The organism is Micromonospora sp. NPDC005553, assembly GCF_042871765.1.
Lineage (GTDB): Bacteria > Actinomycetota > Actinomycetes > Mycobacteriales > Micromonosporaceae > Micromonospora.
The window spans coordinates 410,186-434,858 of record NZ_JBIAJD010000001.1; the positions used below are offsets into that span (position 1 = coordinate 410,186).

27 protein-coding genes are annotated in these 24,673 nt (G+C 71.5%); 11 read left to right on the forward strand and 16 right to left on the reverse strand.

Going from position 1 to position 24,673, the window contains the following annotated elements:
- Positions 1–39: 39 nt before the first annotated feature.
- Positions 40–1,074, forward strand: a complete 1,035-nt coding sequence (locus tag ACFYPG_RS02005; protein WP_355006689.1) for a LacI family DNA-binding transcriptional regulator — start codon at positions 40–42, stop codon at positions 1,072–1,074.
- Between the two features lie 15 nt (positions 1,075–1,089).
- Here the strand turns inward: ACFYPG_RS02005 and urtE are convergent, their stop codons facing one another.
- From urtE to ACFYPG_RS02035, 6 genes are all read right to left on the reverse strand, one after another.
- Positions 1,090–1,782: an urea ABC transporter ATP-binding subunit UrtE gene (urtE, locus tag ACFYPG_RS02010; RefSeq protein WP_355006688.1), complete on the reverse strand. Its 693-nt coding sequence runs from the start codon at positions 1,780–1,782 to the stop codon at positions 1,090–1,092.
- Positions 1,782–2,615, reverse strand: a complete 834-nt coding sequence (gene urtD / locus ACFYPG_RS02015; protein WP_357196270.1) for an urea ABC transporter ATP-binding protein UrtD — start codon at positions 2,613–2,615, stop codon at positions 1,782–1,784. Before urtD ends, urtE begins: the two co-directional genes overlap by 1 nt.
- Positions 2,612–3,799, reverse strand: a complete 1,188-nt coding sequence (urtC, locus tag ACFYPG_RS02020) for an urea ABC transporter permease subunit UrtC (RefSeq protein ID WP_355006686.1) — start codon at positions 3,797–3,799, stop codon at positions 2,612–2,614. Before urtC ends, urtD begins: the two co-directional genes overlap by 4 nt.
- Entirely contained in the window at positions 3,796–4,683 is an 888-nt protein-coding gene (gene urtB, locus ACFYPG_RS02025) for an urea ABC transporter permease subunit UrtB (protein WP_355006685.1), read from the reverse strand. Before urtB ends, urtC begins: the two co-directional genes overlap by 4 nt.
- A 75-nt stretch (positions 4,684–4,758) precedes the next feature.
- Positions 4,759–6,003: an urea ABC transporter substrate-binding protein gene (gene urtA / locus ACFYPG_RS02030; RefSeq protein ID WP_355006684.1), complete on the reverse strand. Its 1,245-nt coding sequence runs from the start codon at positions 6,001–6,003 to the stop codon at positions 4,759–4,761.
- Positions 6,004–6,424: 421 nt separating this feature from the next.
- A complete protein-coding gene (locus tag ACFYPG_RS02035; RefSeq protein WP_387349597.1) occupies positions 6,425–7,507 on the reverse strand; it encodes a substrate-binding domain-containing protein in 1,083 nt (360 codons plus the stop codon).
- Positions 7,508–7,603: 96 nt separating this feature from the next.
- Between ACFYPG_RS02035 and ACFYPG_RS02040 the strand changes: the two genes are divergently transcribed.
- Positions 7,604–8,068 (forward strand): MarR family winged helix-turn-helix transcriptional regulator, encoded by a 465-nt coding sequence (locus tag ACFYPG_RS02040; RefSeq protein WP_355006682.1) that lies wholly within the window; start codon positions 7,604–7,606, stop codon positions 8,066–8,068.
- Positions 8,069–8,286: 218 nt separating this feature from the next.
- On the opposite strand, the gene ACFYPG_RS02045 is transcribed toward ACFYPG_RS02040, so the two are convergent.
- From ACFYPG_RS02045 to ACFYPG_RS02070, 6 genes are read right to left on the reverse strand one after another with little or no spacing between them, the layout of a single operon-like run.
- Positions 8,287–9,003 (reverse strand): urease accessory protein UreD, encoded by a 717-nt coding sequence (locus tag ACFYPG_RS02045; RefSeq protein ID WP_387349599.1) that lies wholly within the window; start codon positions 9,001–9,003, stop codon positions 8,287–8,289.
- A complete protein-coding gene (gene ureG / locus ACFYPG_RS02050; protein ID WP_387349600.1) occupies positions 9,003–9,803 on the reverse strand; it encodes an urease accessory protein UreG in 801 nt (266 codons plus the stop codon). Before ureG ends, ACFYPG_RS02045 begins: the two co-directional genes overlap by 1 nt.
- Positions 9,793–10,485, reverse strand: a complete 693-nt coding sequence (locus ACFYPG_RS02055; RefSeq protein WP_387349602.1) for an urease accessory protein UreF — start codon at positions 10,483–10,485, stop codon at positions 9,793–9,795. The genes ureG and ACFYPG_RS02055 overlap by 11 nt, the downstream gene beginning before the upstream one ends.
- Positions 10,485–12,188, reverse strand: a complete 1,704-nt coding sequence (locus tag ACFYPG_RS02060) for an urease subunit alpha (RefSeq protein WP_387349604.1) — start codon at positions 12,186–12,188, stop codon at positions 10,485–10,487. Before ACFYPG_RS02060 ends, ACFYPG_RS02055 begins: the two co-directional genes overlap by 1 nt.
- Complete coding sequence (locus ACFYPG_RS02065) at positions 12,185–12,532, reverse strand: urease subunit beta (protein ID WP_355006677.1); 348 nt, start codon at positions 12,530–12,532, stop codon at positions 12,185–12,187. Before ACFYPG_RS02065 ends, ACFYPG_RS02060 begins: the two co-directional genes overlap by 4 nt.
- Positions 12,529–12,831 (reverse strand): urease subunit gamma, encoded by a 303-nt coding sequence (locus tag ACFYPG_RS02070; protein ID WP_030335444.1) that lies wholly within the window; start codon positions 12,829–12,831, stop codon positions 12,529–12,531. Before ACFYPG_RS02070 ends, ACFYPG_RS02065 begins: the two co-directional genes overlap by 4 nt.
- 323 nt (positions 12,832–13,154) lie before the next feature.
- On the opposite strand from ACFYPG_RS02070, the gene ACFYPG_RS02075 reads away from it, so the two are divergent.
- Positions 13,155–13,565, forward strand: coding sequence for a hypothetical protein (locus ACFYPG_RS02075; RefSeq protein WP_355006676.1), 411 nt, complete (start codon positions 13,155–13,157; stop codon positions 13,563–13,565).
- A 38-nt stretch (positions 13,566–13,603) separates the two neighbouring features.
- The gene (locus ACFYPG_RS02080; RefSeq protein WP_355006675.1) at positions 13,604–14,149 is read left to right on the forward strand and encodes a GNAT family N-acetyltransferase; all 546 of its coding nucleotides are present in this window, start codon (positions 13,604–13,606) and stop codon (positions 14,147–14,149) included.
- Between the two features lie 33 nt (positions 14,150–14,182).
- On the opposite strand, the gene ACFYPG_RS02085 is transcribed toward ACFYPG_RS02080, so the two are convergent.
- Positions 14,183–15,358 (reverse strand): LLM class flavin-dependent oxidoreductase, encoded by a 1,176-nt coding sequence (locus tag ACFYPG_RS02085; protein ID WP_387349606.1) that lies wholly within the window; start codon positions 15,356–15,358, stop codon positions 14,183–14,185.
- A 176-nt stretch (positions 15,359–15,534) separates the two neighbouring features.
- Between ACFYPG_RS02085 and ACFYPG_RS02090 the strand changes: the two genes are divergently transcribed.
- Genes ACFYPG_RS02090 through ACFYPG_RS02115 form a run of 6 tightly spaced genes read left to right on the forward strand, consistent with a single transcriptional unit; the run spans position 15,535 to position 21,155 of the window.
- Entirely contained in the window at positions 15,535–16,515 is a 981-nt protein-coding gene (locus ACFYPG_RS02090; RefSeq protein ID WP_387349608.1) for an aliphatic sulfonate ABC transporter substrate-binding protein, read from the forward strand.
- On the forward strand, positions 16,512–17,345 hold the full coding sequence (locus tag ACFYPG_RS02095; RefSeq protein WP_387349610.1) for an ABC transporter permease: 834 nt from the start codon (positions 16,512–16,514) through the stop codon (positions 17,343–17,345). Before ACFYPG_RS02090 ends, ACFYPG_RS02095 begins: the two co-directional genes overlap by 4 nt.
- A complete protein-coding gene (locus tag ACFYPG_RS02100) occupies positions 17,318–18,049 on the forward strand; it encodes an ABC transporter ATP-binding protein (protein WP_387349611.1) in 732 nt (243 codons plus the stop codon). The genes ACFYPG_RS02095 and ACFYPG_RS02100 overlap by 28 nt, the downstream gene beginning before the upstream one ends.
- 14 nt (positions 18,050–18,063) lie before the next feature.
- On the forward strand, positions 18,064–19,470 hold the full coding sequence (locus ACFYPG_RS02105; protein ID WP_387349613.1) for a selenium-binding protein SBP56-related protein: 1,407 nt from the start codon (positions 18,064–18,066) through the stop codon (positions 19,468–19,470).
- Entirely contained in the window at positions 19,467–20,096 is a 630-nt protein-coding gene (locus ACFYPG_RS02110; RefSeq protein ID WP_387349614.1) for a hypothetical protein, read from the forward strand. The genes ACFYPG_RS02105 and ACFYPG_RS02110 overlap by 4 nt, the downstream gene beginning before the upstream one ends.
- Before the next feature lie 42 nt (positions 20,097–20,138).
- A complete protein-coding gene (locus ACFYPG_RS02115; RefSeq protein ID WP_355006668.1) occupies positions 20,139–21,155 on the forward strand; it encodes a methyltransferase in 1,017 nt (338 codons plus the stop codon).
- 92 nt (positions 21,156–21,247) lie between these two features.
- Here the strand turns inward: ACFYPG_RS02115 and ACFYPG_RS02120 are convergent, their stop codons facing one another.
- A complete protein-coding gene (locus ACFYPG_RS02120) occupies positions 21,248–22,099 on the reverse strand; it encodes an alpha/beta hydrolase (protein ID WP_355006667.1) in 852 nt (283 codons plus the stop codon).
- 139 nt (positions 22,100–22,238) lie between these two features.
- On the opposite strand from ACFYPG_RS02120, the gene ACFYPG_RS02125 reads away from it, so the two are divergent.
- Positions 22,239–23,105, forward strand: a complete 867-nt coding sequence (locus tag ACFYPG_RS02125; RefSeq protein ID WP_387349616.1) for a metallophosphoesterase family protein — start codon at positions 22,239–22,241, stop codon at positions 23,103–23,105.
- Here ACFYPG_RS02125 and ACFYPG_RS02130 read toward each other — a convergent pair.
- Complete coding sequence (locus ACFYPG_RS02130; protein WP_387349619.1) at positions 23,095–24,345, reverse strand: helix-turn-helix domain-containing protein; 1,251 nt, start codon at positions 24,343–24,345, stop codon at positions 23,095–23,097. The two genes, ACFYPG_RS02125 and ACFYPG_RS02130, sit on opposite strands and share 11 nt — an antisense overlap.
- The gene (locus tag ACFYPG_RS02135) at positions 24,332–24,493 is read right to left on the reverse strand and encodes a hypothetical protein (RefSeq protein WP_387349620.1); all 162 of its coding nucleotides are present in this window, start codon (positions 24,491–24,493) and stop codon (positions 24,332–24,334) included. The genes ACFYPG_RS02130 and ACFYPG_RS02135 overlap by 14 nt, the downstream gene beginning before the upstream one ends.
- Positions 24,494–24,673 lie beyond the last annotated feature (180 nt).

The following is a 24,673-nucleotide window of genomic DNA, read 5'->3' on the forward strand; positions in this document are numbered from 1 at the left end:
AACAGATCGGGTGACATGGATGTCTTCGGAGGGTTGCCGATGCCCAGGGCCAGCCAACGGCCGCGCCTCGTGGACGTCGCCGAACACGCTGCCGTCTCGCTGGCGACGGCCTCCCGAGCGCTCGCCGGCCGCGAGGGGGTCAGCGCCGAGGTCGCCGACCGGATCCGGCAGATCGCCGGTGAGCTGGGCTATGTCGCCAACCCGTACGCCCGCACCCTGGCCAGCGGGGCCACCTCCACGGTGGGGTTGATCGTCCACCAGATCGACGACCCGTACTTCTCCGAGATCGCCGCCGGAGTCATCCAACTCGCCGCCGAGCAGGGGCTGCTGGTGCAGATCTGCCAGTCCGGCCGCGACCCCGGCTACGAGCTGCAACAGCTGCGCCACCTGATCGCCCAGCGGGTCGGCATCGTCCTGATCAGTGGTTCCGGCTACGACGACCCCAGGATGGAGAGCGCGGCCCGCGCCGAGTTGGCCGCGTTCCAGGACCACGGCGGACGGGCCGCTGCCATCGGACGGCACACCCTCGGCGTCGACGCCGTCCTACCGGACAACGAGGCCGGCGGTCACGCCCTCGCCCAGCACCTGATGGATCTCGGTCACCGGCGGATCGCTGTCGCTGCGGGCAGCGCCGGCCTCACCACGGTCGCCGACCGGCTGGCCGGTGTGTCGTCGGCCCTGCGGCAGCGCGGACGCTCCCCCGCCGACCTCGCCGTCGTGCACAGCGACTTCACCCGCGGCGGGGGGCGCGCCGCCGCCGAGCAGATCCTCAACGAGCATCCCGAAACGACGGCGATCATCGCGCTCAACGACGCGATGGCCATGGGTGTGCTGTCGACGCTACGGTCCCGCCGCGTGCCGGTGCCCGCGCGGATGTCCGTGGTCGGCTTCGACGACGTCTCCGTGGCGGCCGACCTGGCACCCAGCCTGACCACCATCCGCCTGCCGATGACCGAGATGGGTCGCACGGCACTCACCCTCGCACTCAAGCCGCGCACGACACGCCCGCGCCGCCGCCCCACCGGGCACCTGCTGGTCGTCCGCGACTCGACCGGGCCCGCGCCGGGAAGCTGACCGACGCCACCCCGATCAGACGGCCAGGGCCGCCCGGACGTCCCGCTCGGCCGTGACACCCCCGTCGCCCGACGAGGTGACCCGACCGGACTCCAGCACGTGGTAGCGGTCCGCCACCCGCAGGGCGAAACCCAGGTGCTGCTCGACGAGGAGCACACTGAACCCGGACTGCCGGGTCAACTCGACGATCCGCTCCTGGATCTCCGCGACCACCGACGGCTGGATGCCCTCGGTCGGCTCGTCGAGCATCAGCAGCCGCGGCCGGGTGATCAGGGCGCGGGCGATGGCCAACTGCTGGCGCTGACCACCGGAGAGCAACCCGGCCCGCCGCCGCAGCAGCGGGCGCAACGCCGGAAACAGATCCAGCACCTCCGCCGTCGCCACCGCGCCGTCGCGCCGGCCGTCGGCGACCAGCCGCAGGTTCTCCGCCGCGGTCAGGTGCGGAAAGCACTGCTGACCCTGCGGGACGTACGCCATTCCCCGCGCCACCCGCTCGTGCGGCCCGGCGCGGGTGACGTCCTCGCCGTCCAACTCCACGGTGCCGGCACTCGGCCGCAGCAGCCCCGCCGCGACCCGCAGCAGGGTGCTCTTGCCGGCACCGTTGTGCCCGAGCACGGAGGCGACCCCGTCGGGCGGGACCGCCAGGTCGACCCCGTGCAGCACCCGGGAACGCCCGTACCCGGCGTGCACCCCACGCAGCGTCAGCATCATGCCTCCCGGCCGGTGCGGGCCGACCCGGCGTCGACCGGGTGGCCAAGGTAGACCTCCTGCACGCGCGGGTCCGCCTGGACCTGCGCGACCGTACCCTCGCTGAGCACCCGGCCGGCGTGCAGCACTGTGACGCTGCGCGCGAACCGACGCAGGAAGTCCATGTCGTGCTCGATCACGACGACAGTGCGATCCCGGCTCACCCTCTCCAACAGCACGCCGGTGGCGTCGCGTTCCTCATGGCTCATCCCGGCGACCGGCTCGTCGAGCAGCAGCAGCCGCGCGTCCTGCACCAGCAGCATGCCGATCTCCAGCCACTGCTTCTGGCCGTGCGCGAGCGTCCCGGCGAGGTCCGCGGTCCGCTCGGCCAGCCCGATCGTCTCCAGCGCCGCGGCGATCTCGTCAGGCACGCCCCGTCGGCGGCGGGCCAGGGTCGCCCAGCTGCGCCGCGCGCCCGCCGCGATGTCGAGGTTCTGCAACACCGACAGCTCCTCGAAGACCGTCGAGGTCTGGAAGGTCCGCCCGATGCCGAGCCGGCTGATCCGGTGCACCGGCCGGCCGAGCAGTTCCTGGTCACCGAACCGGACCGAGCCGCTGGCCCTGACCAGGCCGGTGATCGCGTCGACCAGTGTGGTCTTGCCGGCGCCGTTCGGCCCGATCAGGAACCGGATGTCGCCGGCGGGCACCTCCAACGAGACGCCGTCCACGGCGGTGAAGCCGTCGAAACTGACCCGCACGTCACGGACGGACAGTCCGTCCAACCGCTCGCCGCTCATGCTGTGCTGGCTGGGCATGCGCTCACGGCCCTCGCTGCGCTCGGTGCGTTCGCTCATGCCGCAGGCACCTCCGTCCGTTCGGCGCGTCGTCGACGCAGCGACAGCCAGCCGGGCCGCAGCGGCCGCGCGGCGACGTCACGGCGGCGGGCCAACGCCCACAGCGACGCCAGGCCGCCGGGGAGGAACGCCACCACGACCACGAAGAGCAATCCCTGAAGGTACGTCCAGGTGCCCGGAAAACGCTCGGAGAGGGCGGTACGCGCCCAGGCCACCGCCACCGCGCCGAGCACCGGCCCGAGCACCGTCGCCCGGCCGCCCACCGCGACGCCGATGACGAACTCGATCGACGGGACGATGCCGATCAGCGCGGGCGAGATGATGCCCACCGCCGGCACGAAAAGCGCCCCGGCCAGCCCGGCCATGCCCGCCGCCACCACGTACGCCACAAGCTTGACCGACGCCGGGTCGTAGCCCAGGAAGCGGACCCGTTCCTCACCGTCGCGGACCGCCACCAGCAGCTCGCCGTAACGGCTCTGGATCAGCTGACGGGTCAGCGCGAGCAACGCCAGCAGCGTTCCGGCGATGATGAAGTACACCATCCGCTGGTTGACCGGGTCGTCCAGGTCGTAGCCGAAGAAGCCCTTGATGTCGGTGAGCCCGTTGGTGCCACCCGTGGTGCCCTGTTGGCCGATCAGCAGGATCACCATCGCGGCGGCGAGCGCCTGGCTGAGGATGGCGAAGTACGCGCCGCGGACGCGGCGGCGAAAGACCAGCGAGCCGAGCCCGAAGGCGACAGCCATCGGCAGCAGCACCGTGGCGGGCAGCGCGAACCACGGACTGGCGAACGGCCGCCACCACAGCGGCAGCTCGTCGAGTTGCCCGTACAGCTGCATGAAGTCGGGCATCCCACCCGGGCCCGCGTCGGCGAGCTTGAGGTGCATGGCCATCGCGTAGCCGCCGAGGCCGAAGAAGACACCCTGGCCCAGGGTGAGCATCCCGCCCCGGCCCCAGGCGATCCCGATGCCGACCGCGACCATGGCGACGCAGAGGTACTTGGCGAGCAGTGCCAGCCGGAAGTCCGACAACACCAGCGGGGCGACGGCGAACAGCAGCGCCGCGCCGAAGGCGAAGCCGGCCAGGGTCCGTAGCCGCGAGCGACCGGCGGGGTGGCCCGGTGGTACGGCGCCCGCAGGCGCCGGGCGGACGGCGGTGCTGGGTGGCGCGGGGGTGACGGCGGTCATGCGAGGCTCCTGGTCCGCAGGGTGAACAGGCCCTGTGGCCGCCACTGGAGGAACGCGACGATCGCCACGAACACGATCACCTTGGCGACGCTGAGGGTGGTCAGGTATTCCCCGGTGGCCTGGAGCACGCCGAGGGCGAAGGCGACGATCACACTGCCCTTGAGCTGGCCGATCCCGCCGACCACGACGACCAGGAAGGCGTCGATGATCAGGTTGGTGCCCATGGTCGGGCCGATCGGACCGAGCAGGGTGAGGGCCACCCCGGCGAGCCCGGCCAGGCCGGAGCCGAGGAAGAAGGTCGTCCGGTCGACCCGGGAGGTGGCGACGCCGGAAACGGCGGCGAGGTCGCGGTTCTGCACCACCGCGCGGATACGGCGTCCGAGCGGGGTGAGTCGCAGCGCCAGGGTGAGCGCCGCGACGGCGGCCAACGCCAGGGCCAGGATGAACAGCCGGTTGTTGGCGATGGTCACCCCGCCGGGCAGCGCCACGTTGCCGGTGAGCAGCTCGGGCGCACGGGTCTGCACGTTCGGGCTGCCGAAGATGTCCCGGGCCAGTTGTTGCAGGATCAGTGACACACCCCAGGTGACCAGCAGGGTGTCCAGTGGGCGGGCGTAGAGCCGGCGGATGAGCAGCACCTCCAGCAGGACACCCATGGTGCCGGCGACCACGAACGCCACCGGCAGCGCGACCGCCAGTGACAGGCCGGCGCCGGTGATGCTCTGCTGCAGAACGTAGGTGGTGTACGCGCCAGCCATGATGAACTCACCGTGCGCCATGTTGATCACGTTCATCTGGCCGAAGGTCAGCGCGAGGCCGAGCGCGATGAGCAGCAGCACCGCGCCGATGCTGATGCCGGTGAAGAGTTGACCGAAGAGGACTGTCACGGTGGGTACTCCGAACTGCTGGTCGGGTGGCCCGGGCGGAGCGCGCGGCAACGCGTTCCGCCCGGGCCGGCGTCGTCAGCTCAGGCCGCTCGCCCACGGGTAGGTCTTGAGGTACGGATCCGGTGCGACCGGCTTGCCGGAGTTCCACACCTCGGTGATCAGGCCGTCCGCGCCGATCTTGCCGATCCGGGCGGTCTTCGCGATGTGCTGGGTCTTGCCGTCGACGGTGACCAGGCCCTCCGGAGCGTCGAAGGTGATCCCGTCCGAGGCGGCGCGGACCTTCTCCACGTCGAAGGCGCCGGCCTTCTCGACCATCGCCTTCCACAGGTGCACGCCGACGTAAGCGGCCTCCATCGGGTCGCTGGTCGGCTTGTCCGCGCCGTACTTCGCCTTGTACGCGGCCACGAACTTCGAGTTCGCCGCGCCCGGGGTGGTCTGGTAGTAGTTCCAGGCCGTCAGCTGGCCCTCCAGGTACTGGGTGCCGATGCCCTTGACCTCTTCCTCGGCGATCGACACCGACACCACAGGCATCGCGGCGGCGCTCAGGCCCGCCGACTTGTACTCCTTGAAGAAGGCCACGTTGCTGTCACCGTTGAGCGTGTTGAACACCGCATCCGCGCCGGATGATTTGACCTTGTTCACGATGGTGCCGAACTCGGTGGAGCCCAGCGGCGCGTAATCCTCACCCAGCACGGTCATCCCGTTCGCGGCCGCGTACGCCTTGATGATTTTGTTTGCGGTCCGCGGAAACACGTAGTCACTGCCGACCAGATAGACCGACTTCGCGCCCTGCGACTTGAGATAGTCCAGCCCGGGAACGATCTGCTGGTTGGTCGTCGCTCCGGTGTAGAAGATGTAGGGCGACTGCTCAAGTCCCTCGTACTGCACCGGGTAGAACAGCAACGCCTTGTTCTTCTCGAACACCGGCTTGACCGCCTTGCGGCTGGCCGACGTCCAACAGCCGAAGACAGCCGCCACCCGGTCCTCGGAGATGAGCTTCTCGGCCTTCTCCGCGAAGGTGGGCCAGTCCGAGGCGCCATCCTCACCGACCGGCTGGATCTTCTTGCCGAGGACACCGCCGGCCGCGTTGATCTCGTCGACGGCGAGCATGATGGAGTCGCGGACGGTGACCTCGCTGATCGCCATGGTCCCGGAGAGCGAGTTGAGCAGGCCCACCTTGACGGTGTCGCCGGAGACGTCGGCGGTGACGCCGGTCGCGCCACCCTCGTCGGTGGTCTTGCTGCCGCACGCGGTCATCGCGGCCGCGGCGACCAGGGTCATGGCACCCGCCAGGATGCGGCGGCCCCGGAATAATGACATCTACTCTCCCTGCGGTGCAGTCAAGTGGCGAAAGGACGGTCGGTGCGGTCCGATGGAGCTGACGTGGGCGGTGCCGAGATCGACGGGTGGACGCCGCGCAGGGCACCGGCTCGGATATGGGCAGGGAAAGCGTTGACCGGCACGATTGCGCGCGTGTTTCCCGGTCCTTAATTGACTGTTTCCGGGGGACCGTCGAGTCGCACACGAAAAAGCGGCCGACACCGTTGGGGAGGAAACGGTGCCGGCCGTTCGGAAAGACGCAGAGATAAGTGCCACCACATTGGTCGACGGCGAATCCGCCAACGGTGGGCACGCAATGGTGAGACCTGACTCCTCGGCCAGATACTTCACGCAGGAAGCATCTTAGGACGGGATCGGGTGGCGCTGTCAAGAGTCGGGTGGGCCGACTGCCGTGCCCGGTTCAGAGCTGAGCGAGCACAGTGAAGTCGAGCCCGTCGGCCTCGGCCAGGTAGATGCGCTGCCGGACGTGCCGCTGACGCAGCCGTAACCGCCCACGCGGCCCGTGGTAGGCGACCGTGTCCGCGGCCGTCTCGATCGCCCGTACGTCGAGGGTGCGGGCCTGGCCGATCAGCGCGGCGAGCAGCATGACGCCCTCGTAGCAGGACTCCCCCAGACTGCCCAGCGGCGGCGCTTCCACGCCGAAGCGCCGCGCGAACTCGCCGTGGAAGTCGAGGTTCTCCTGCGTGACAAGACCGGCGAAGAAGCCGGCGGTGCTGTAAAGCCTTCGAGTCGCGCCGGCACCACTGGCCAACAGCATGTTCTCGTCCATCAGGGTGCTCAGCCGCAGGCAGCGCTGATCCAGGCCGGATCGGGCGAACGCCCTGTTGAACCGCACCGCGTCGGCACCGACCAGCAGCATCAACACCGCGTCCGCGTCACTGTGCTCGATGCGGCGTAACACCTCGGTGAAGTCGTGCGCGTCCAACGGCAGGAAGTGCCGGCCCACCAACTGCCCGCCGCCGCGCAGCGCGTACCGCTGGGCGGCCCACGACGTACGGCGCGGCCACACGTAGTCGTTGCCCACCACGAACCAGCGGCGCACCCCCTGTTCCGCGGCGAGCATCCGCATCGCGGGCCACAACTGGGCATCGGGCGTCTCGCTGGTCAGGAAGACACCTTCGGTGCGTTCGCCGCCCTCGTAGAGTGCGGTGTAGACGTAGGGCACCCGGTGCGCGACGCGGGGCGCCAACGCCTGGCGCACCGAGGAGATGTGCCACCCCGTCACCCCCTGCACCGCCCCCACCGACACCAACGCCTCGACCTCGGCGGCCACCTCGGCCGGCGGTGCGCCACCGTCGACAGGCACCAGGCGGACCTCCCGGCCCAGCACGCCACCGCACCTATTGATCTCCTCGACCGCGAGCTGCGCGCAGAGCTCACAGGTGGGGCCGAACATGCCGGCCGGCCCGCGCATCGGATAGACAAGCGCGATGCTGACCACGGCAGGGTCGACGGTCAGCCACGGCGGTGCCGGCGCGGACATGAGCACATGATTGCCCGGCCTACGACGGAAGACCAGCGCTCACCACTGACCGGGACGACTCGCTACCATGACAGGGCCACCGGACCAGGGAGTTTCATGTCAGACGTGCCCGGGGCGCCAGCCGACCTGCTGCGCTCGCTCACCCGCGCCGAACGGCTGCTCTCCCGCCGGCTGGGCGCCGTTCTGGCCGACGACGCGATCAGCATCGAGGCGTGGAGGGTGCTCTGCCTGCTCGCCGACGGCCAGGGTCACCCGATGAGCGAGGTGTCCATCGAGGCGTCGCTGCCGCCGGGCACCCTCACCAAGCTGGTCGACCAACTCGTCGACCGCAACCTCGTCTTCCGCCGGATCGATCCGATCGACCGCCGACGGATTCGGGCGTACCTGACCGCTCGGGGCCGCCGCGAGCACGCCCGCCTGGACGAGCGGGTCCGAGCCAGCATCGCCGAACTGGGCGTGCCGCACGCCGCTGACCTGGTGAGCCAGATCGACGATTTGGTCGGCCGTCTCGACCCGGCCCGGCCACGGGAACACGCCGACGCGTCCGGCCCCCACCGCTGAGCCGCCTCCGGCTCACCGACCGAACTTCTGGGCGAGCCGCAGTCTCACCCTGCTCCCGACGCGACACCCCACTCAGCCGCGAACGCTGCCCGGCCACACGCGGCACCCGCCCGAGAGCGTGATGTCTGTGAGTCATCGTGATGACTCACAGACATCACGCTCTCCGCAGTGTCCGCCTCCAGAACGGCCCCGGGGGGCAGGCGGACCGACTGGGCTTCCTAGCCGGCGAGGTGGGCGCGCAGGGTGTGCGCGTCGGGAGCGGTGGCCGTCCACAGGGTCGCCGGGCCGCCGGCCAACGGCAGCCGGGCGACACTGCCCTCGGCCGATGGAGGTTCGGCGGGCCGCGACGGGTCGACCACCAGCAGCGATCCCGTGGCCGGGGCGCCGCCGAGCACCGCCGGGCCGGCCCAGCCCGGCGCGTGCGGTCCCACCGCGAGGGACTGCCGCAGCAGTGGTCGACCCGCGTAGTCGACCTGGGTGTGCACGACGGCGCTGCCGGGCGCCTCGCCGTGCCGGCCGCAGATCAGCTCGTCGCGCCACCGCAGGCCGGCACCGGCGGCCAACTCGATCCGGGACTCGGCGAGGTGCGCGCAGCCAGCCGCCGCTACCAACTGTTCCGGGAGCCAGTGCAGCGTGGCCCCGGCGTGCACCACCGCCCGCACCGCCATCCGGGAGACGGCACCCACGCGGCCCGGTAGGGCGATCGACGCGGCGACGCTGTGCACCCGCACGGCCGCGCCCGGCCCGACCTCGATCTCCAGGCGCAGATCGTCGCCGGCCAGTGGCCCAGCCGCCCCGCCGACGAGGTGCACAGTGGCGACATCACCGTCGGCCGGGGTCTGGCGCAGCAGCAACGGCGTTTCGCCGTGCAGCTCGACAAGGGCCGTGCCGCCCCGCCCGTCGGCCCGGGCGACCAGCCGGGCGAGCGCTCGCATCAGGCCGTTTCCGCCGGTACGGCGAGCGGGTGCAGGGCGGCGTGGTGGGCCAACTCGTGCCGGATCCAGTCCGCGACCGACGTGGCGGTGGGGTCTCCCACGATGGACAGGAAGAGAGTCGGGAGGTCGCCGCGCCGGGCCCGCGCGTCACGATCCATGACGGCGAGGTCGGCACCCACCATCGGGGCCAGGTCGGTCTTGTTGATCACGAGAAGGTCGGCGGCGGTGACCCCCGGGCCGCCCTTGCGGGGGACCTTGTCCCCGCCCGCCACGTCGACAACGAAGATCTGCCGGTCGACCAGCCCTCGACTGAAGGTCGCCGTCAGGTTGTCCCCACCACTCTCGACGAGGACGAGGTCCAACGGGCCGACCGTATCGGCCAGTTCGTCGACGGCGTCGAGGTTGGCGCCGATGTCGTCGCGGATCGCCGTGTGCGGGCAGCAGCCGGTCTCCACCGCGCGGATCCGCGCCGGGTCCAGCACGCCGGCCCGCCGGAGGAAGTCGGCGTCCTCGGTCGTGTAGATGTCGTTGGTCACCACGCCGAGCCGCAACTCGTCGGCGAAGGCACGGCAGAGCGCGGCCACCAGGGCCGTCTTGCCGGAGCCGACCGGGCCGCCGATGCCGACCCGCAGGGCACGGCCGGCACGCGCCAACGGCGGATGGGGGTCCACCCCCGGCTCCGGATGGGTGTGCGGAACGGTCTCGTCGTGGGGTGGGATGGCCGCCGTCGGCGTGCCCGGCGGCGGCGTGATCGGTTCGACGGCGGGCACAGCGCTCGGCACAACGGTGTCAGGACGCAAAGAGACGCACCTCCCAGGTGGCATGGATCTCGGCATGGATGTCGGCGAGTGGGGCGGCGGCGGCTGGCAGCCGCTCCGGTGGATCATCGGCGGCCCGCGCCGCGTCGGCGGCCGTGCCGTCGCAGGCGTCGGCCAGGCCGACCAGCAGCGCCTGGACCTGGTACGGGTCGAGTCCGAGCAGACGTACGCCGGCGCTGGCCGCCCCGGTCAGCGTCCCGTACGCGGCGATCGTTGCGGTCTCGACGCGGGACAGCCCGGCCGCGGCACACAGCAGCCCGAGCACCAGCGGCTGGTGTGCGCCACCGGGCGTCGCGGGCAGGTCGGCGAACGGGGCGTCCGACCAGATGGCCCGCCCGGCCCGCAGCAGCGCCCGGCCCTGTCGGCGCGAGACCGCCCGCAACGCCGGGGCGGCGGTACGCGCGTCCAGCTCCGCGTCGAGCCGAGCCAGCGCGCCCGACCGGGCGGCGGACTCAGCCGGCGCCCCCGCCCGGTGTGCGGCTGCCGCGAACGCCGCGCCGACCAGACCGGCGGTGGCCAATCGTCCGGCCAGGAACGCCTCCAACGAGGCCAGGTCGGTGACCCGGCCGGCGGCGACGGCCGCCTCCAGACCACCGGAGTGCGCGTGCGCCCCGGCCGGGAAGCGTCCGTCGGCCAACAGCAACAGCAGGCTCGGCGTTGCCATCAGAACAGGAAGTACCGCTGGGCCATCGGCAGCCGGGTCACCGGGTCCGGCTCCACCACCTGCCCGTCGATCCGCACCGTGAAGGTGTCCGGGTCCACCTCGATGTGCGGCATCGCGTTGTTCTCCGGCAGGTCGGCCTTGCCCCGCGACCGTACGTCGCTCACCGGCACCACCCGGCGACGCACGTCCAGTCGGAGCCCGGCGTCCAGGGCTGCCGGGGCCACGAAGGCCAGGCTGGTGGCGGCCGCCGCCGCGCCGTACGCCCCGAACATCGGCCTCGGCAGCATCGGCTGCGGTGTCGGGATCGAGGCGTTGGCGTCGCCCATCTGGGCGTACGCGATCATGCCGCCCTTGAGTACCAGGTGCGGCCGGACCCCGAAGAACGCCGGGTCCCAGAGCACCAGGTCGGCGAGCTTGCCCGGTTCGACCGAGCCGACCTCCCGTTCCAGGCCGTTGGCCATCGCGGCGCAGATGGTGTACTTCGCCACGTACCGTCGGGCCCGGTGGTTGTCGGCGGGCCCGTCACCCGGTAGTGCGCCGACCCGGTCCTTCATCACGTGGGCGCTCTGCCAGGTCCGCATGATCACCTCGCCGACCCGGCCCATGGCCTGCGCGTCGGAGCCGATGATCGAGATGGCGCCGAGGTCGTGCAGCAGGTCCTCGGCAGCCATCGTGGACGGTCGAATCCGACTCTCGGCGAAGGCGAGGTCCTCCGGCACGGACGGGTTGAGATGGTGGCAGACCATCAGCATGTCCAGGTGCTCGGCCAGGGTGTTCGCGGTGTACGGCCGGGTCGGGTTGGTCGACGACGGCAGCACGTTCGGTTCACTGGCCACGGTGATGATGTCCGGTGCGTGCCCGCCACCGGCTCCCTCGGTGTGGTACGAGTGGATCGCCCGTCCACCGATCGCGCGCAGGGTGTCCGCGACGAATCCGGCCTCGTTGAGCGTGTCGGTGTGGATCGACACCTGGACCCCGGACGCGTCCGCCACCCGCAGGCAGGCATCGATCGCCGCCGGTGTGGTGCCCCAGTCCTCGTGCAGCTTGAAACCGCCCGCACCGGCCCGCAACTGTTCCCACAGCGCTTCGCTGGAGACGGTGTTGCCCTTGCCGAGCAGCAGCACGTTGACCGGCATGGTGTCCAGGGCCTCGTGCATCCGGGCCAGGTGCCAGGCATTCGGGGTGACAGTTGTCGCGCGGGTCCCCTCGGCCGGCCCGGTGCCGCCGCCGACCATCGTGGTGATGCCACTGGCCAGCGCTTCGGTGACGATCTGCGGGCAGATGAAGTGCACGTGGGTGTCGACCGCGCCGGCGGTGAGGATCCGCCCGTTGCCCGCGATCACCTCCGTCGACGGGCCGATGACCAGGTCGGGGTGCACACCGGGCATGGTGTCCGGGTTGCCGGCCCGGCCGAGCGCCACGATGCGCCCGTCGCGCAGCCCCACGTCGGCCTTGACCACGCCCCAGTGGTCGAGCACCACCGCGCCGGTGATGACGGTGTCCAGTGCCCCCTCGGCGCGGGTGGCACGGGACTGCCCCATCGACTCGCGGATCACCTTCCCGCCGCCGAAGACCGCCTCGTCGCCGCCCACGCAGTGGTCGGTCTCCACCTCGATCAGCAGGTTCGTGTCGGCCAGTCTGATCCGGTCACCGGTCGTCGGACCGTACAGGTCGATGTAGCGGTCCCGCCGCACGGCGCTCACCGCGGCGACCCGTCGGCGGTGACCGCGTGCGGCGAGGGGTCCAGCGGTCCCGCGCACTCTGCGCGCAGGCCCGGCACGACACGTGCGCCGCCAAGTGGTACGAGCTCGACGCTGCGGTCGATGCCCGGCTCGAACCGGACGGAGGTGCCGGCCGGGACGGCGAGCCGCTGCCCCCAGGCCGCCCTGCGGTCGAACGACAGCGCCGGGTTGGCTTCGGCGAAGTGGTAGTGCGAGCCGACCTGCACCGGGCGGTCGGCGGTGTTGACCACGAGCACCGTAGTCACCGGACGACCCACGTTGATCTCGACCGGGTCGGCCGCCGGCAGGATCTCCCCGGGGATCACGGGATCGGGTGGTGCACCGTCACGAGCTTGGTGCCGTCCGGGAACGTCGCCTCCACCTGCACCTCCCTCAGCAGCTCGGGGATGCCGTCCTGGACGTCGTCGCGGCCCAGCACCGCCCGGCCGGCCGACATCAGGTCGACCACCGACCGCCCGTCGCGGGCCCCTTCGAGGAGGAACGCGGTGATCACCGCGACGGCTTCGGGGTAGTTGAGGCGCAGGCCGCGTTCGCGGCGGGCGCGGGCGACATCGGCCGCGACGTGGACGAGCAGGCGATCCTGCTCGTGCGGGCTGAGGAACACGGGGCTCTCCCGGTGGGTCGGCGTGCCCCGGCTCGCCGTCGGCTCCACGCGGAGCCACCCGGGCACCAGGACCCGAGGGGACGAGCTGGGAGTCACACGACCGCCGGGCCACCGCCGACGGGGCGACCCGGGACTCCACCATCCCGGCCCGCACGACGGGCATCCGGCGGTGTCGGGTCGGATGCGGACCGCACCGCCCACCGCTGAGCAGACCGTAGAGGATCGCCACCGACCGAGGCAACAGTCCATTGGGGATCGGCCTGGCACACGGCCCGGTACGGGTACGTGTTCCCGTGCGGCAGCAGGCAGGGGATGATCACCGGATGACGGCGACGAGGGGTACGCGCGCACTGCTCGGTGTTCTGTTCCTGGCTGCGGCCACGGTCGGGACGTGGCTCCTCTGGCTGGGCTGGGACACCCGGTACACGGTCGACGCGCAGACCGGCGCGAGCAGCGGCCCGTACGAGCCGTGGCAGGTGATCGGCTGTGTGTTGACGCTCGTGCTGCTGGCCGCGCTCGCCGGGACGCGGCTCAGCCCGTGGCTGGTGGTGCCGGTGATGACCGTGGCGTTCACGGCGGTCTGGTCGTGGCGGGCCGCCGGGACCGACGACAGCGGGCTGTGGGTGGTCGGGGGGATTCTGGTGCTGGTCGGGATGGCGGCCGGCAGCACCGTGGTGAGCCTCGCGGCGCGGCGGGTCGGCCAGCGGTTCGCCGGACGACCCGCCGCGAGATAACCGATCGCCTCGTGCGCGGCGGCATGCTAGAAGGGAGCGTGCCTGACCTGACGAGCCCTCTCGACGCCACGTCCCTCAGGACCGCGCGGCTGCTGTTGCGCCGCATGCGCAGCGATGATCTGGACGGGTTCGCAGCGGTCAACGCGCAGCCCGAGGTGATGCGCTACATCCATCACGGCCGCACCCTGGACCGGGCCGCGACAGCGGAGCGTGTGGCCACCTATCAGCGACACTGGGACGAGCACGGCTTCGGCCTGTACGCGGTCGAGATCAGCGAGACCGGGGAGCTGGCCGGCTTCACCGGACTGGCGGTGCCGAGCTTCCTGCCCGAGATCATGCCGGCTGTGGAGATCGGCTGGCGGCTCGGCCGCGCGTACTGGGGTCGGGGCCTGGCCACCGAGGCTGCCCAGGCCGTTGTCGCCCACACTCGTGCCACGCTCGACCTGCGGCGGTTGGTCAGCATCCACGTCGTCGGCAACGAGGCGTCCGCGCGGGTGATGGTCAAGCTGGGCATGTCGCTGGAGCGGGAGACCGTGCAACCGGACACGGGCCGCCAGGTCCGGGTCTACGCGATGGACCTGTAGGCGGTGGTGGCGCCGGTTGCGGCGGACCGCCGGTCAGCGGGCCACGGCGGGTTGCGGCGCTGGCACGCCGGCGAAGGGGATGTCGACGTGGTCGCCGGTCCCTGGCTGGCCGTCGGGGTGCCGCCACAGCCCACGCTCGCGCAGGATCGGCAGCACGCCCTCCCCGAACCAGTACGCCTCCTCCAGGTGCGGATAGCCGGAGAGGATGAACTCGTCGATGCCGAGCGCGTGGTATTCAGCGATCCGGTCGGCGATTTCGGCGTGGCTGCCCACCAGCGCGGTGCCGGCCCCACCGCGGACCAGCCCGACCCCCGCCCACAGGTTGGGGGCGACCTCCAGGCCGTCGCGGGAGCCACCGTTCAGGTCGAGCATGCGGCGCTGCCCCTCGGACTCGCTGCGGCGCAGTCCCTCCTGCACGGCCCGGATGTCGGCCTCGGACACCCCGTCGAGCAGGCGCTGGGCCTGCGCCCAGGCCTGCTCGGCGGTGTCACGCACGATGACGTGCAACCGGATGCCGAAGCGCAACTCCCGCCCGGCGCGGGCGGCCAGCGCCCGGACCCGCTCCAGCTTCTCGGCGACCAGGGCCGGCGGCTCGCCCCAGGTGAGGTAGACGTCGCTGTGCCGCACCGCCACCGGAAGCGCGGCGGCGGAGGACCCACCGAAGTAGACCGGCGGCACCGGGTCAGGCGGCCGGTGCAGCCGTGCCTGTTCGACGCGGACGTGGGTGCCGTCGTGGTCGACGGTCTCGCCGCGCCACAGCGCACGCACCACGTGCAGGAACTCGTCGGCCCGCGCGTACCGGGCGTCCTTGTCCAGGAAGTCGCCGTAGGCCCGCTGCTCCTGTGACTCGCCGCCGGTGACCACGTTGAGCAGCAGCCGGCCCCGGGACAGCCGCTGGAAGGTCGAGGCCATCTGGGCGGCCAGCGTGGGGGCCAGCAGCCCGGGCCGGAAGGCGACCAGGAACTTGAGTCGCTCGGTCACCTCGGTGAGCATCGCGGTGCTGAGCCAGGCGTCCTCGCACCAGGCGCCGGTGGGGGTGAGGGCGCCGACGAAGCCGAGCTGCTCGGCGCTGCGGGCGATCTGCCCGAGGTACGCCACGCTGGCCGGGCGGGCGCCTCCCGCGGCACCGGTCGGTACGCCGTGGCCGCCGCTGACGATGTCCCGGCTGTCGCCGTTGGTGGGCAGGAACCAGTGGAAGGTGAGGGTCATGGGGCTCTTTCCTCCAGCGGGGGCGGTCGGCGCACGCGGCGAGGCGGGCACCTCCTGAGGGGTGGGACGATCCCGCCGACAGCCTACCCATAAAACCTATCGGGTTAGTAGGCTACTGCCGGCGCCGACACCTGTCGATGCGCCGCTGTCCGCCTGCCCCGACCCGAGGAGCCGCCATGCCCACCCCGTCGACGAGCCGTCCTCCGCACCGCCGCCTGCTGACGGCGGCGCTCAGCACAGTGGCGCTGCTCGCCACTGTCGCGGTGAGCGCGTGCGGCGGATCCGCCGACGCGGACGGCGGCAGCGCGCAGAAGCTCCGGATCGGCTACCAGCGCTTCGGCGGGCTGAGCCTGGTCAAGGCGCGCGGCGCCGCACCGGATGTGGAGTGGTCGCTGTTCGAGAGCGGACCCGCGCTCACCGAGGCGCTCAAGGCCGGTTCCATCGACATCGGACAGGTCGGTGAGGCACCGCCCGTCTTCGCCGCAGCCGGGAAGATCCCGTTCTCCGTCATCGGCACCTCGGCACCGATTCCGCAGGGGGAGGCCGTGCTGGTCAAGGCCGACCGGGGCTACCGCAGCTTCGCCGACCTCAAGGGCCGAACGGTGGCCCTCAACAAGGGGTCCAACGTGCACTGGCTGCTGGTGCGGCTGCTGGAGGCGAACAACATGACGTTGAAGGACATCCAGGTCAAGTACCTCAAGCCCGCCGAGGGGCGGCCCGCGTTCGACGCCGGGCAGATCGACGCCTGGGTGATCTGGGACCCGTACTTCGCCCTGGCCGAGCAACCGGGGGTCCAGGTGCTCGCCGACGCGACCGGTCTGGCCAGCAACCGCGAGTACCTCCTGGCCTCGCCCCGAGCGGTGGACAAGCGGACGGACGAGATCCGCGCTTTCCTGCAGCGCTACCGCGAGGTGACCGACTGGGGCATCGCCCACCCCGAGGAGCGAGCCAGCACCCTCGCGCCGGAGCTGAAGATCCCCCAGGACGTCACCAGCCGCGCCCTGGCCCGCAGCGCCAAGCCCCTCGCCCCGGTCACCCCGGCCATCGGCGACGAACTTCAGGCGATCACCGACAGCTTCATCGCCCTGGGACTCATCCCCGGGCCGGTCGACCTCCGATCCCGGGTCGACGGCCGGTTCAACGAGGTGTTCCAGTGAGTCGTACGACGCTCGTCGAGGCGCCCGAAGAGGTCACCGCGGCGGCGCCTGTCGTACCCCGTCGCCAGCGGTCGACCCGGCGCTGGCGGCGGGTGGTGAGCCCGGTGGTGCTGGTCCTGGGGTGGGAGTTGGCCGCGCGGACCGGGCTGCTGGCGGCCGAGAAGCTGCCCGCGCCCAGCGACGTCCTGGCCACCGGCGCGCGGCTGAGCCGGGACGGGACGCTCGGAATCCACCTGCTGGACTCCCTCACCCGGGCCGGGGCCGGCCTGCTGATCGGCGGTCTCCTGGCCCTGGTCCTGGGCACCGTGGCCGGGCTGCTGCGGCTCGGTGACGACCTGGTCGACCCGCCGGTGCAGATGGCCCGGATGCTGCCGCACCTCGGGCTGGTCCCGTTGCTGATCATCTGGGTGGGCATCGGTGAATCACTCAAGATCAGCCTGGTGGCTCTGGGCGCGTTCTTCCCCATCTACTTCAACACCTACGCCGGCATCCGGGACATCGACGAGCGGCTGGTGGAGGCGGCGCGCACCTGTGGTCTGGGGCTGGCCGCCCGACTGCGGCACGTGGTGCTGCCCGGCGCGTTGCCGTCGCTGTTCCTCGGTCTACGGCTGGCGATCGGGGCGGCCTGGCTCAGCCTGGTCGTCGGCGAGCAGGTCAACGCCCAGACCGGGATCGGCTTTCTGATGATGGAGGCGCGAGAGTTCAGCCAGACCGACGTGGTGGTGCTCGGCCTGCTCGTCTACGCGCTGCTCGGGCTGATATCCGACCTTGCGTTGCGCGTCCTGGAGAGGAGGATGTTGACATGGCGTCGCGGACTGCGGGCCACCTGAACGGCGCCGAGCCGGTGCTCACCGCCCACGCGGTGCGCCGAGCCTTCGGGCCGACAGTCGTGCTGGCCGGGGTCGACCTGACCATCGCCCGCGGCGAGGTGGTGGCCCTGCTGGGCGGCAGCGGTTCCGGCAAGAGCACGCTGCTGAGGATTCTCGCCGGGTTGGACGGCGAGGCCAGCGGGACGAGCGTCGTGCACGGCACCGCCGCGGTGGTCTTCCAGGAGCACCGGTTGCTGCCATGGAAACGCGTGGCGGACAACGTGGGGCTCGGGCTGTCCGGCGCGGACGGCCCGGAGCGGATCCGGCAAGCGCTGGCCGAGGTCGGTCTCGCCGAGCGGGACCGCGCCTGGCCGGCGGAGTTGTCCGGTGGGCAAGCGCAGCGGGTCGCAGTGGCGCGGGCCCTGGTCCGCGAGCCGGACCTGCTGCTGCTCGACGAGCCGTTCGGTGCCCTGGACGCGCTGACCCGCCTGCGGATGCAGATCCTGCTGCGCCGGCTGCGCGCCGAGCACGGCTTCGCCGCCCTGCTGGTCACCCACGACGTGGAGGAGGCGCTGCTGCTCGCCGACCGGATCCTGCTCCTCGACGAGGGCCGCATCGCCGCGGAACTGCCCGTCGACCTCGGCCCCACCCGCACGCCGGACGACCCGGCCTTCGGCGCGCTGCGCCGCCACCTGCTCGACCGACTCGGCGTTCCCACCACCTGACGAGCGGAGCTGCGATGACCCGCTGGACCCCCGACCCCACGTTCTACCCCTCGCCCCGCGAGGCGGTGACCGCGCCCGCGGAGAAGCTCGCCTACGTGGCGGCCTTCGACCGGACGGCCAGCCGTCCGGACGCCATCGTGGTGCTGGACACCGACCCCGACTCCCCCGACTACGGCCGGGTCGTCGGCTGGACCGACCTGCCGTACGTCGGTGACGAGCTGCACCACTTCGGCTGGAACGCCTGCAGCAGCGCGCTCTGCCCGACCGCCCCGCACCCGCACGTCGAGCGGCGCTACCTGATCGTCCCCGGCCTGCGGTCATCGCGCATCCACGTGCTCGACACCCAGCCGGATCCGCGCCAGCCGCAGATCGTCAAGGTGATCGGGGCCGACGAGCTGGCGAAGCGGGCCGGCTACTCACGGCCGCACACAGTGCACTGTGGCCCGGACGGCATCTACCTCTCCGCACTCGGCGGCGCGGACGGCGCGGACGGCCCGGGTGGCATCGCCATCCTCGACCACACCACGTTCGAGGTCCGCGGGGCGTGGGAGGCCGACCGGGGGCCGCAGTTCCTGGCGTACGACGTGTGGTGGCACCTGACCCAGGACGTGCTGGTCACCAGCGAGTGGGGCACCCCGCCGATGATCGAGGACGGCATCATCGGTGAGCTGCTGCTGGGTCGACGCTACGGGCACGCCATCCACTTCTGGGATCTGGCGAAACGCCGGCACGTCCAACGGGTCGATCTCGGCGACCAGTACCAGATGCCGCTGGAGCTGCGGCCGGCACACGATCCGACGAAGTCGTACGGGTTCGTCGGCGTGGTGATCAGCGTCGAGGACCTGTCCGCCTCGATCTGGCTCTGGCACCGCGACGGGGACGCCTGGGCGGTCACCAAGGTCATCGACATCCCGGCCGAGCCGGCCGACCCGGCGAACCTGCCCGACCTGCTCAAGCCGTTCGGGGCCGTGCCGCCGCTGGTGACCGACATCGACCTGTCAGTCGACGACAGGTTCCTCTACGTCTCCTGCTGGGGCACCGGGGAGCTACGCCAGTACGACGTCAGCGACCCGCTACACCCGGTCCAGACGGGCTCGGTGCACCTCGGCGGCATCGTCCGCCGCACCGCGCACCCGTCCGCACCCGCCGAGGCGTTGGCCGGTGGCCCGCAGATGGTGGAGGTCAGCCGGGACGGCCGGCGGGTCTACGTCAGCAACTCGCTCTACGGCGCGTGGGACGACCAGTTCTACCCCGACGGGGTGGGTGCCTGGCTGGCCAAGCTCGACGTCGACGTGGACGCCGGCGGGCTCACCCCGGATGAGCGGTTCTTTCCGCACGGGGATGAGTTCCGGGGCCTGCGGGTGCACCAGACCCGGTTGCAGGGCGGGGACGCCTCCTCCGACTCGTACTGCTATCCATGACCGTCACCACCCTCGCGACGCTCGCCGCGCTCGGCGCGTTCCATGGTCTGAACCCGGCGATGGGTTGGCTGTTCGCCGTGGCGCGAGGCCTCCAGGAGCGCAGTCGGCTGGCGCTGCTGCGCGCCCTGCCGCCGATCGCGGCGGGGCATCTCGCCTCGGTGGCCATCGTCGCCGCGTTGGTCACCGCCACCCGGTCGGTGACGGCGAGCAGCACCCTCGCGGTGGTCGGCGGTGTGGTACTGGTGGCCTTCGGGCTGTGGCGGCTGCTCTCCGAGCGGCACTTCCGCTGGGCAGGGATGCGGCTGTCCGCAGCGCAGCTCGCCGCCTGGTCGTTCCTCATGTCGTCGGCGCACGGGGCAGGGCTCATGCTGGTGCCGGTGCTGGTGGCCGAGCCGGTGCCCGGGGGTCACTCCGGGCACCTGGCCGCCGCGCCGATCGGTGCGCTGTCCGGCCTCGCGGCGGCCGGGGTGCACACAGTGGCCATGCTCGGCGTCGCCCTCGCCGTGGCGCTGCTGGTCTACCAGGTGCTCGGGGTCGGTGTGCTGCGTCGGGCCTGGTTCAACGTGGACCGGCTCTGGGCCGGGGTGCTGGTGGCCGCGGGGTTGGTGACGCTGATCCGGGCATGACCGACCATCGTGGACGGCGGCGAATCGTGATCTGATGTCGGGGTGATCACTCCCACTCCCCTCATGCGCCTGGTGGCCGGTGTGTGGGGGTTCAAGACCCTCGCGGCCGGCGTCGAGCTCGGTCTGTTCACCCGGTTGGCCGGCGGGCGGACAATGACCGTCGAGCAGGCCGCCGCCGAGTTCGGGCTGCCCGACCGGCCCGCGGACCTGCTGCTGGCCGCCAGCGCGTCGCTCGGCCTGTTGGAGAAGGCGGGCGACGGTTACCGCAACTCGGAGTTGGCCGAGCAGTTCCTGGTCGAGGGTCGGCCGTACTACTTCGGGGCGCAGGTTCGTTACTCGGACCTGCGCACCTACCTGCCCTGGCACCGCATCGGCGAGGCCCTGCGCACGGATCGGCCGTTGACCTGGGACCCGGAGGCCCAACAGTCGATGTTCGACACCGCCGACCCGGAGATGCTGGCGCAGTTCTGGGACGCGATGTTCTCCACGTCCAGCTTCACCGCCAGCGCGCTGGCCGACGCGTACGACTTCTCGGCGCACCGCCGGCTGCTCGACGTGGGCGGCGGCGCCGGCGCGTTCCCGATCGAGTTCTGCCGCCGCCTGCCCGAACTGCGGGCCACCGTCCTGGATCTGCCGCACGTCTGCGTACGGGCCCGGGAGCGGATAGCGGAGGCCGGCCTGACCGGGCGGATCGACGCGGTGGGCGGTGACTTCCTCGCCGACCCGGCGCTACCCGACGGGCACGACGTCATCCTGCTCAGCATGATCCTGCACGACTGGGATGAGCCGACCAACCGGGCGTTGCTGGCCCGGTGCCACGCGGCGCTGCCGCCCGGTGGAGCGATCGTGGTCTGCGAACTGCTGCTCAACGATGAGCGCACCGGGCCGCCGGAAGCGGCCCTGATGGGGATGAACATGCTGGTCGAGACCGAGGGTGGCCGGAACTACTCGGGCGCCGAGTACGCTGCCTGGCTCACCGACGCCGGCTTCGTCGACGTGCGTACGGTGCCGTTCGACGCGCCGGGCGCCAACGGCGCGGTGGTGGCCCGCCGGGCCTGAACGCGGACGACACCCGGCCCCGGGTGCGAAACCGTGGGCCGGGTGTCGCAGCGCCGTGGTGGCGCTGGCGTCCGATCGGCTACCGGTACGGGTCAGGCGCGAGCCTTGGCCGGCTGCTTCATGAAGTCCATGATCGCCTTGTTGACCTCGTCGGCGTGGGTCCACGGGATGCCGTGCGGCGCGCCCTTGAGCGTGACGAGCTGGGCGGTCGGCATCATCGGCCCGAGCCGCTGACCGGTCACCGGGTAGGGCAGCACCCGGTCCTGGTCACCCTGGACGATCAACACCGGAATCTTGATCTTCGGCAGATCCGGGCGGAAGTCTTCCTGCCAGGCGTCCACGCTGTCGTGGGTGGCCTTGCCGGAGGCCATCGCACCGATCTGCCAGTGCGCCCGGTACGCCTCCTCGCTGACCCGCTTACCCATGTTCTGGTCCGGGTTGAAGAACGCGTCGCAGAAGGACGTCAGGTAGGCGAAGCGGTCCTTGATGATGGCGTCCTGGAAGCCCTTGAAGAGGCTCCGGTCGACGCCCTCCGGGTTGTCGCTCGCCTTGGCCAGCATCGGTTGCAGCGGGCTGAGCAGCACCGCCCGGCTCACCCGTTGCGAGCCGTAGTTACCCAGGTAGCGGACCACCTCGCCGGTGCCCATCGAGTGACCGATCAGGGTCGCCTCCTTGAGGTCCAGCTCGGTCATCAACACGTCCAGGTCAGCCGCGAACGTGTTGTAGTCGTACCCGAACGCCGGCTGGGCGGAGTTGCCGTAACCGCGCCGATCAATGGTGATCGTCCGGTATCCGGCGTTGAGCAGCGCGGTGGTCTCCTTCTCCCAGGTCGCGCCGTTGAACGGGAAGCCGTGGATGAGCACCACCGGCTTACCGGAACCGTGGTCCTCGTAGTACAGGTCGATGGGCGCGGAGTTTTCCGTCCCCACGGTAATGAAAGGCATGTTTTACTCCTGCTCCGGTCTGGGCTGTCGGACGCCCCGCGCTTTCCCGCCCGGTCGACGGATATGCGGGCCGTCAGATCGGCCCGAACAGCAGGAACAGGGGTTCCCCGACCCTCCCCCGCCGCCCTAACCTCGGAGGGTGAAACTTCCGCCCCGGCTGCGGGCCGTCAGTGACCTGCACATCGGGCACCCGCAGAACCGCGCGTTCGTCCAGGAGCTGCACCCGGAGAATGCCGGCGACTGGCTGCTCGTCGCCGGGGACGTCGCCGACCGGTTCGCCGACATCGAGTGGGCGCTCGGGCTGCTGAGCAGCCGGTTCGCCCGGGTCGTCTGGGCGCCGGGCAACCACGAGCTGTGGACGCCACCACGGGACCCGGTCACGCTGCGCGGCGAGGAGCGATACCGCGAGCTGGTGCGGATGTGCCAGCGGTTGGGGGTGAACACCCCGGAGGATCCGTACCCGGTGTGGGACGGCGACGGCGGCCCGGCCACCATCGCCCCGCTCTTCGTGCTCTACGACTACACGTTCCGGGTGCCGCAGGCGCGCACCCAGCAGGAGTCACTGGCCCTGGCGTACCAGGCCGGGGTGGTGTGCACCGACGAGGCACTGCTGCACCCCGACCCGTACCCGAGCCGGGAGGCGTGGTGCGCGGCACGGGTCGCCGAGACCGAACGCCGGCTGGCCGAACGCGACACGGCGCTGCCGACGGTGCTCGTCAACCACTACCCGCTGGTGCGGGACCCCACCGACGTCCTGCGTTTCCCGGTCTTCGCCCAGTGGTGCGGCACCGTCCGCACCAGCGACTGGCACCTGCGCTTCGGCGCGTCCACCGTCGTGTACGGGCACCTGCACATCCCCCGCACCACGTTCTACGACGGAGTGCGTTTCGAGGAGGTCTCCCTCGGCTACCCCCGCGAATGGCAGCCCCGGGGGTCGGTGCCCGACCCGGTGCGCACCATCAACCCGGCGGACGACGTGCGCCGGCGCTCGTCCGTCAGCGGGTGAGGCCGACCACCGTGGCCAGTCGCGCCACGCCGGCCGGCGCCGGCTGCGCACGGGCGACATCGGCGATGAGGGTACGCGCCAACGGCCGGCACCGAACCTCAGCCGGCGCGATGCTGTCCGCGTCGACAAGAGCGCGAGCCGCCCCGCGCAAATCCCCCACCTGGAGATACGCCCGCGCGACGTCGACCAGGTACGCGCCCCGATACTCGGCCGGCAACCGCCGCCACCCCTCCCGCCGCACGATTGTCGAGTGCCGTCGCAGCGACTCGTCGGCGTCACCCCGCTGCGCCGCCACCAGCACCCGCGCCAGCTCAACGACGACCGCCCCAAAGCTGGTGCGGTGCGTGTCGTGGTACCCCCTCAGGCTGGTGGCAACGCCAGTGGCCCGCTCGGTCAGCTCATCGGCAAGGCGGTGCTCGCCGCAACCAGCGGCGGCGAGAGCCGCCTGCACCAGCAACGTCCCACCCACCGCCCACTCCCGGCGCTCGCCCCGAGCCCGGTGATTGCCCTGACCTTGGTGATCAAGAGGTTTGAGGTCCGTTTGATCTCCATCTCCAAAAGTGACGCAAACCTCTTGATCACCGGAGTGGGATGAGGGCGAGAGGATGCGGTTGGTGGCTGGGAGCAGCGCGGCCAGGGCCAGTCGGTCTCGATCTTGGATGCGGAGCGCCTGGCCTACCGATATGGCTGCTGTCGCCGCCAGGATCGGATCGTTGCCGGCTGCGGACATCGCCCGGTCGGCAGCTAGCCAGGCGAGGTCGGTCTCGCCGAGCTTCACCAGCAGCGACGACGTGATGCGGTACGCCTGTACCCGCAACTCCGGTGTCTGCGCGGCCTGGGCTGCCTCGAGCAGACTCGGCAGGACCCTTACCAACTGGCCATAGTGCGCATGCTGGTAGCTCAACCAGGCGTACCCGACCTGCCTTCTCAGCTCGTCCGTCTGCTCTGGGGCCTGCGGGGTGTCGTAGCGGGCGAGAGCGCCCCGGATGTCGTCCACCCCGTCCGGCGTGTCCGCCGGAGCGCTGCGCTGCTGGCCGAGCAGCACCTGCGGGTCGACCCGCAGGACGTGGGCCAACTCCTGGATCACCGAGTACCGGTCCAGGGTGCGCACGCCCCGCTCCACCTTGTCCACCCAACTCTTCGACCTGCGCAGCCGGTCGGCGAGCATCTGCTGCGTCATCGACCGCCGCACCCGCCAGCGAGCGACGCGGCGGCCGATCGGCACGTCATCGCTGCTCACGCCGCCACCGCCGGTCCGGGACCGCCCGGGTCGTGTCCTCCACGGGTACGCGCTCCGCCTCAGCCTGAGCCAGGAGCCGCTGCTTGGCAGCCTCCCGCTCGGCCGCTTCGGACTGCTCGGCTCTGCTCGTCGGCTCGTCGCCTTGCATCCCCACCTCCGTCAACCGGCGCGACGAAGGACATCGCCGGCACCCAGGACTTCTGCAATCACCGAAGTCGTTTGCCGATTGAGGGACCAGATGGCAAGCAATGCGTGCCGTTGCGCTGCTCAGGACGTGAGTTGCGCGGGGTTGCGCCGGTCTCCGGAAAACCAAATCAACCCATAGGCT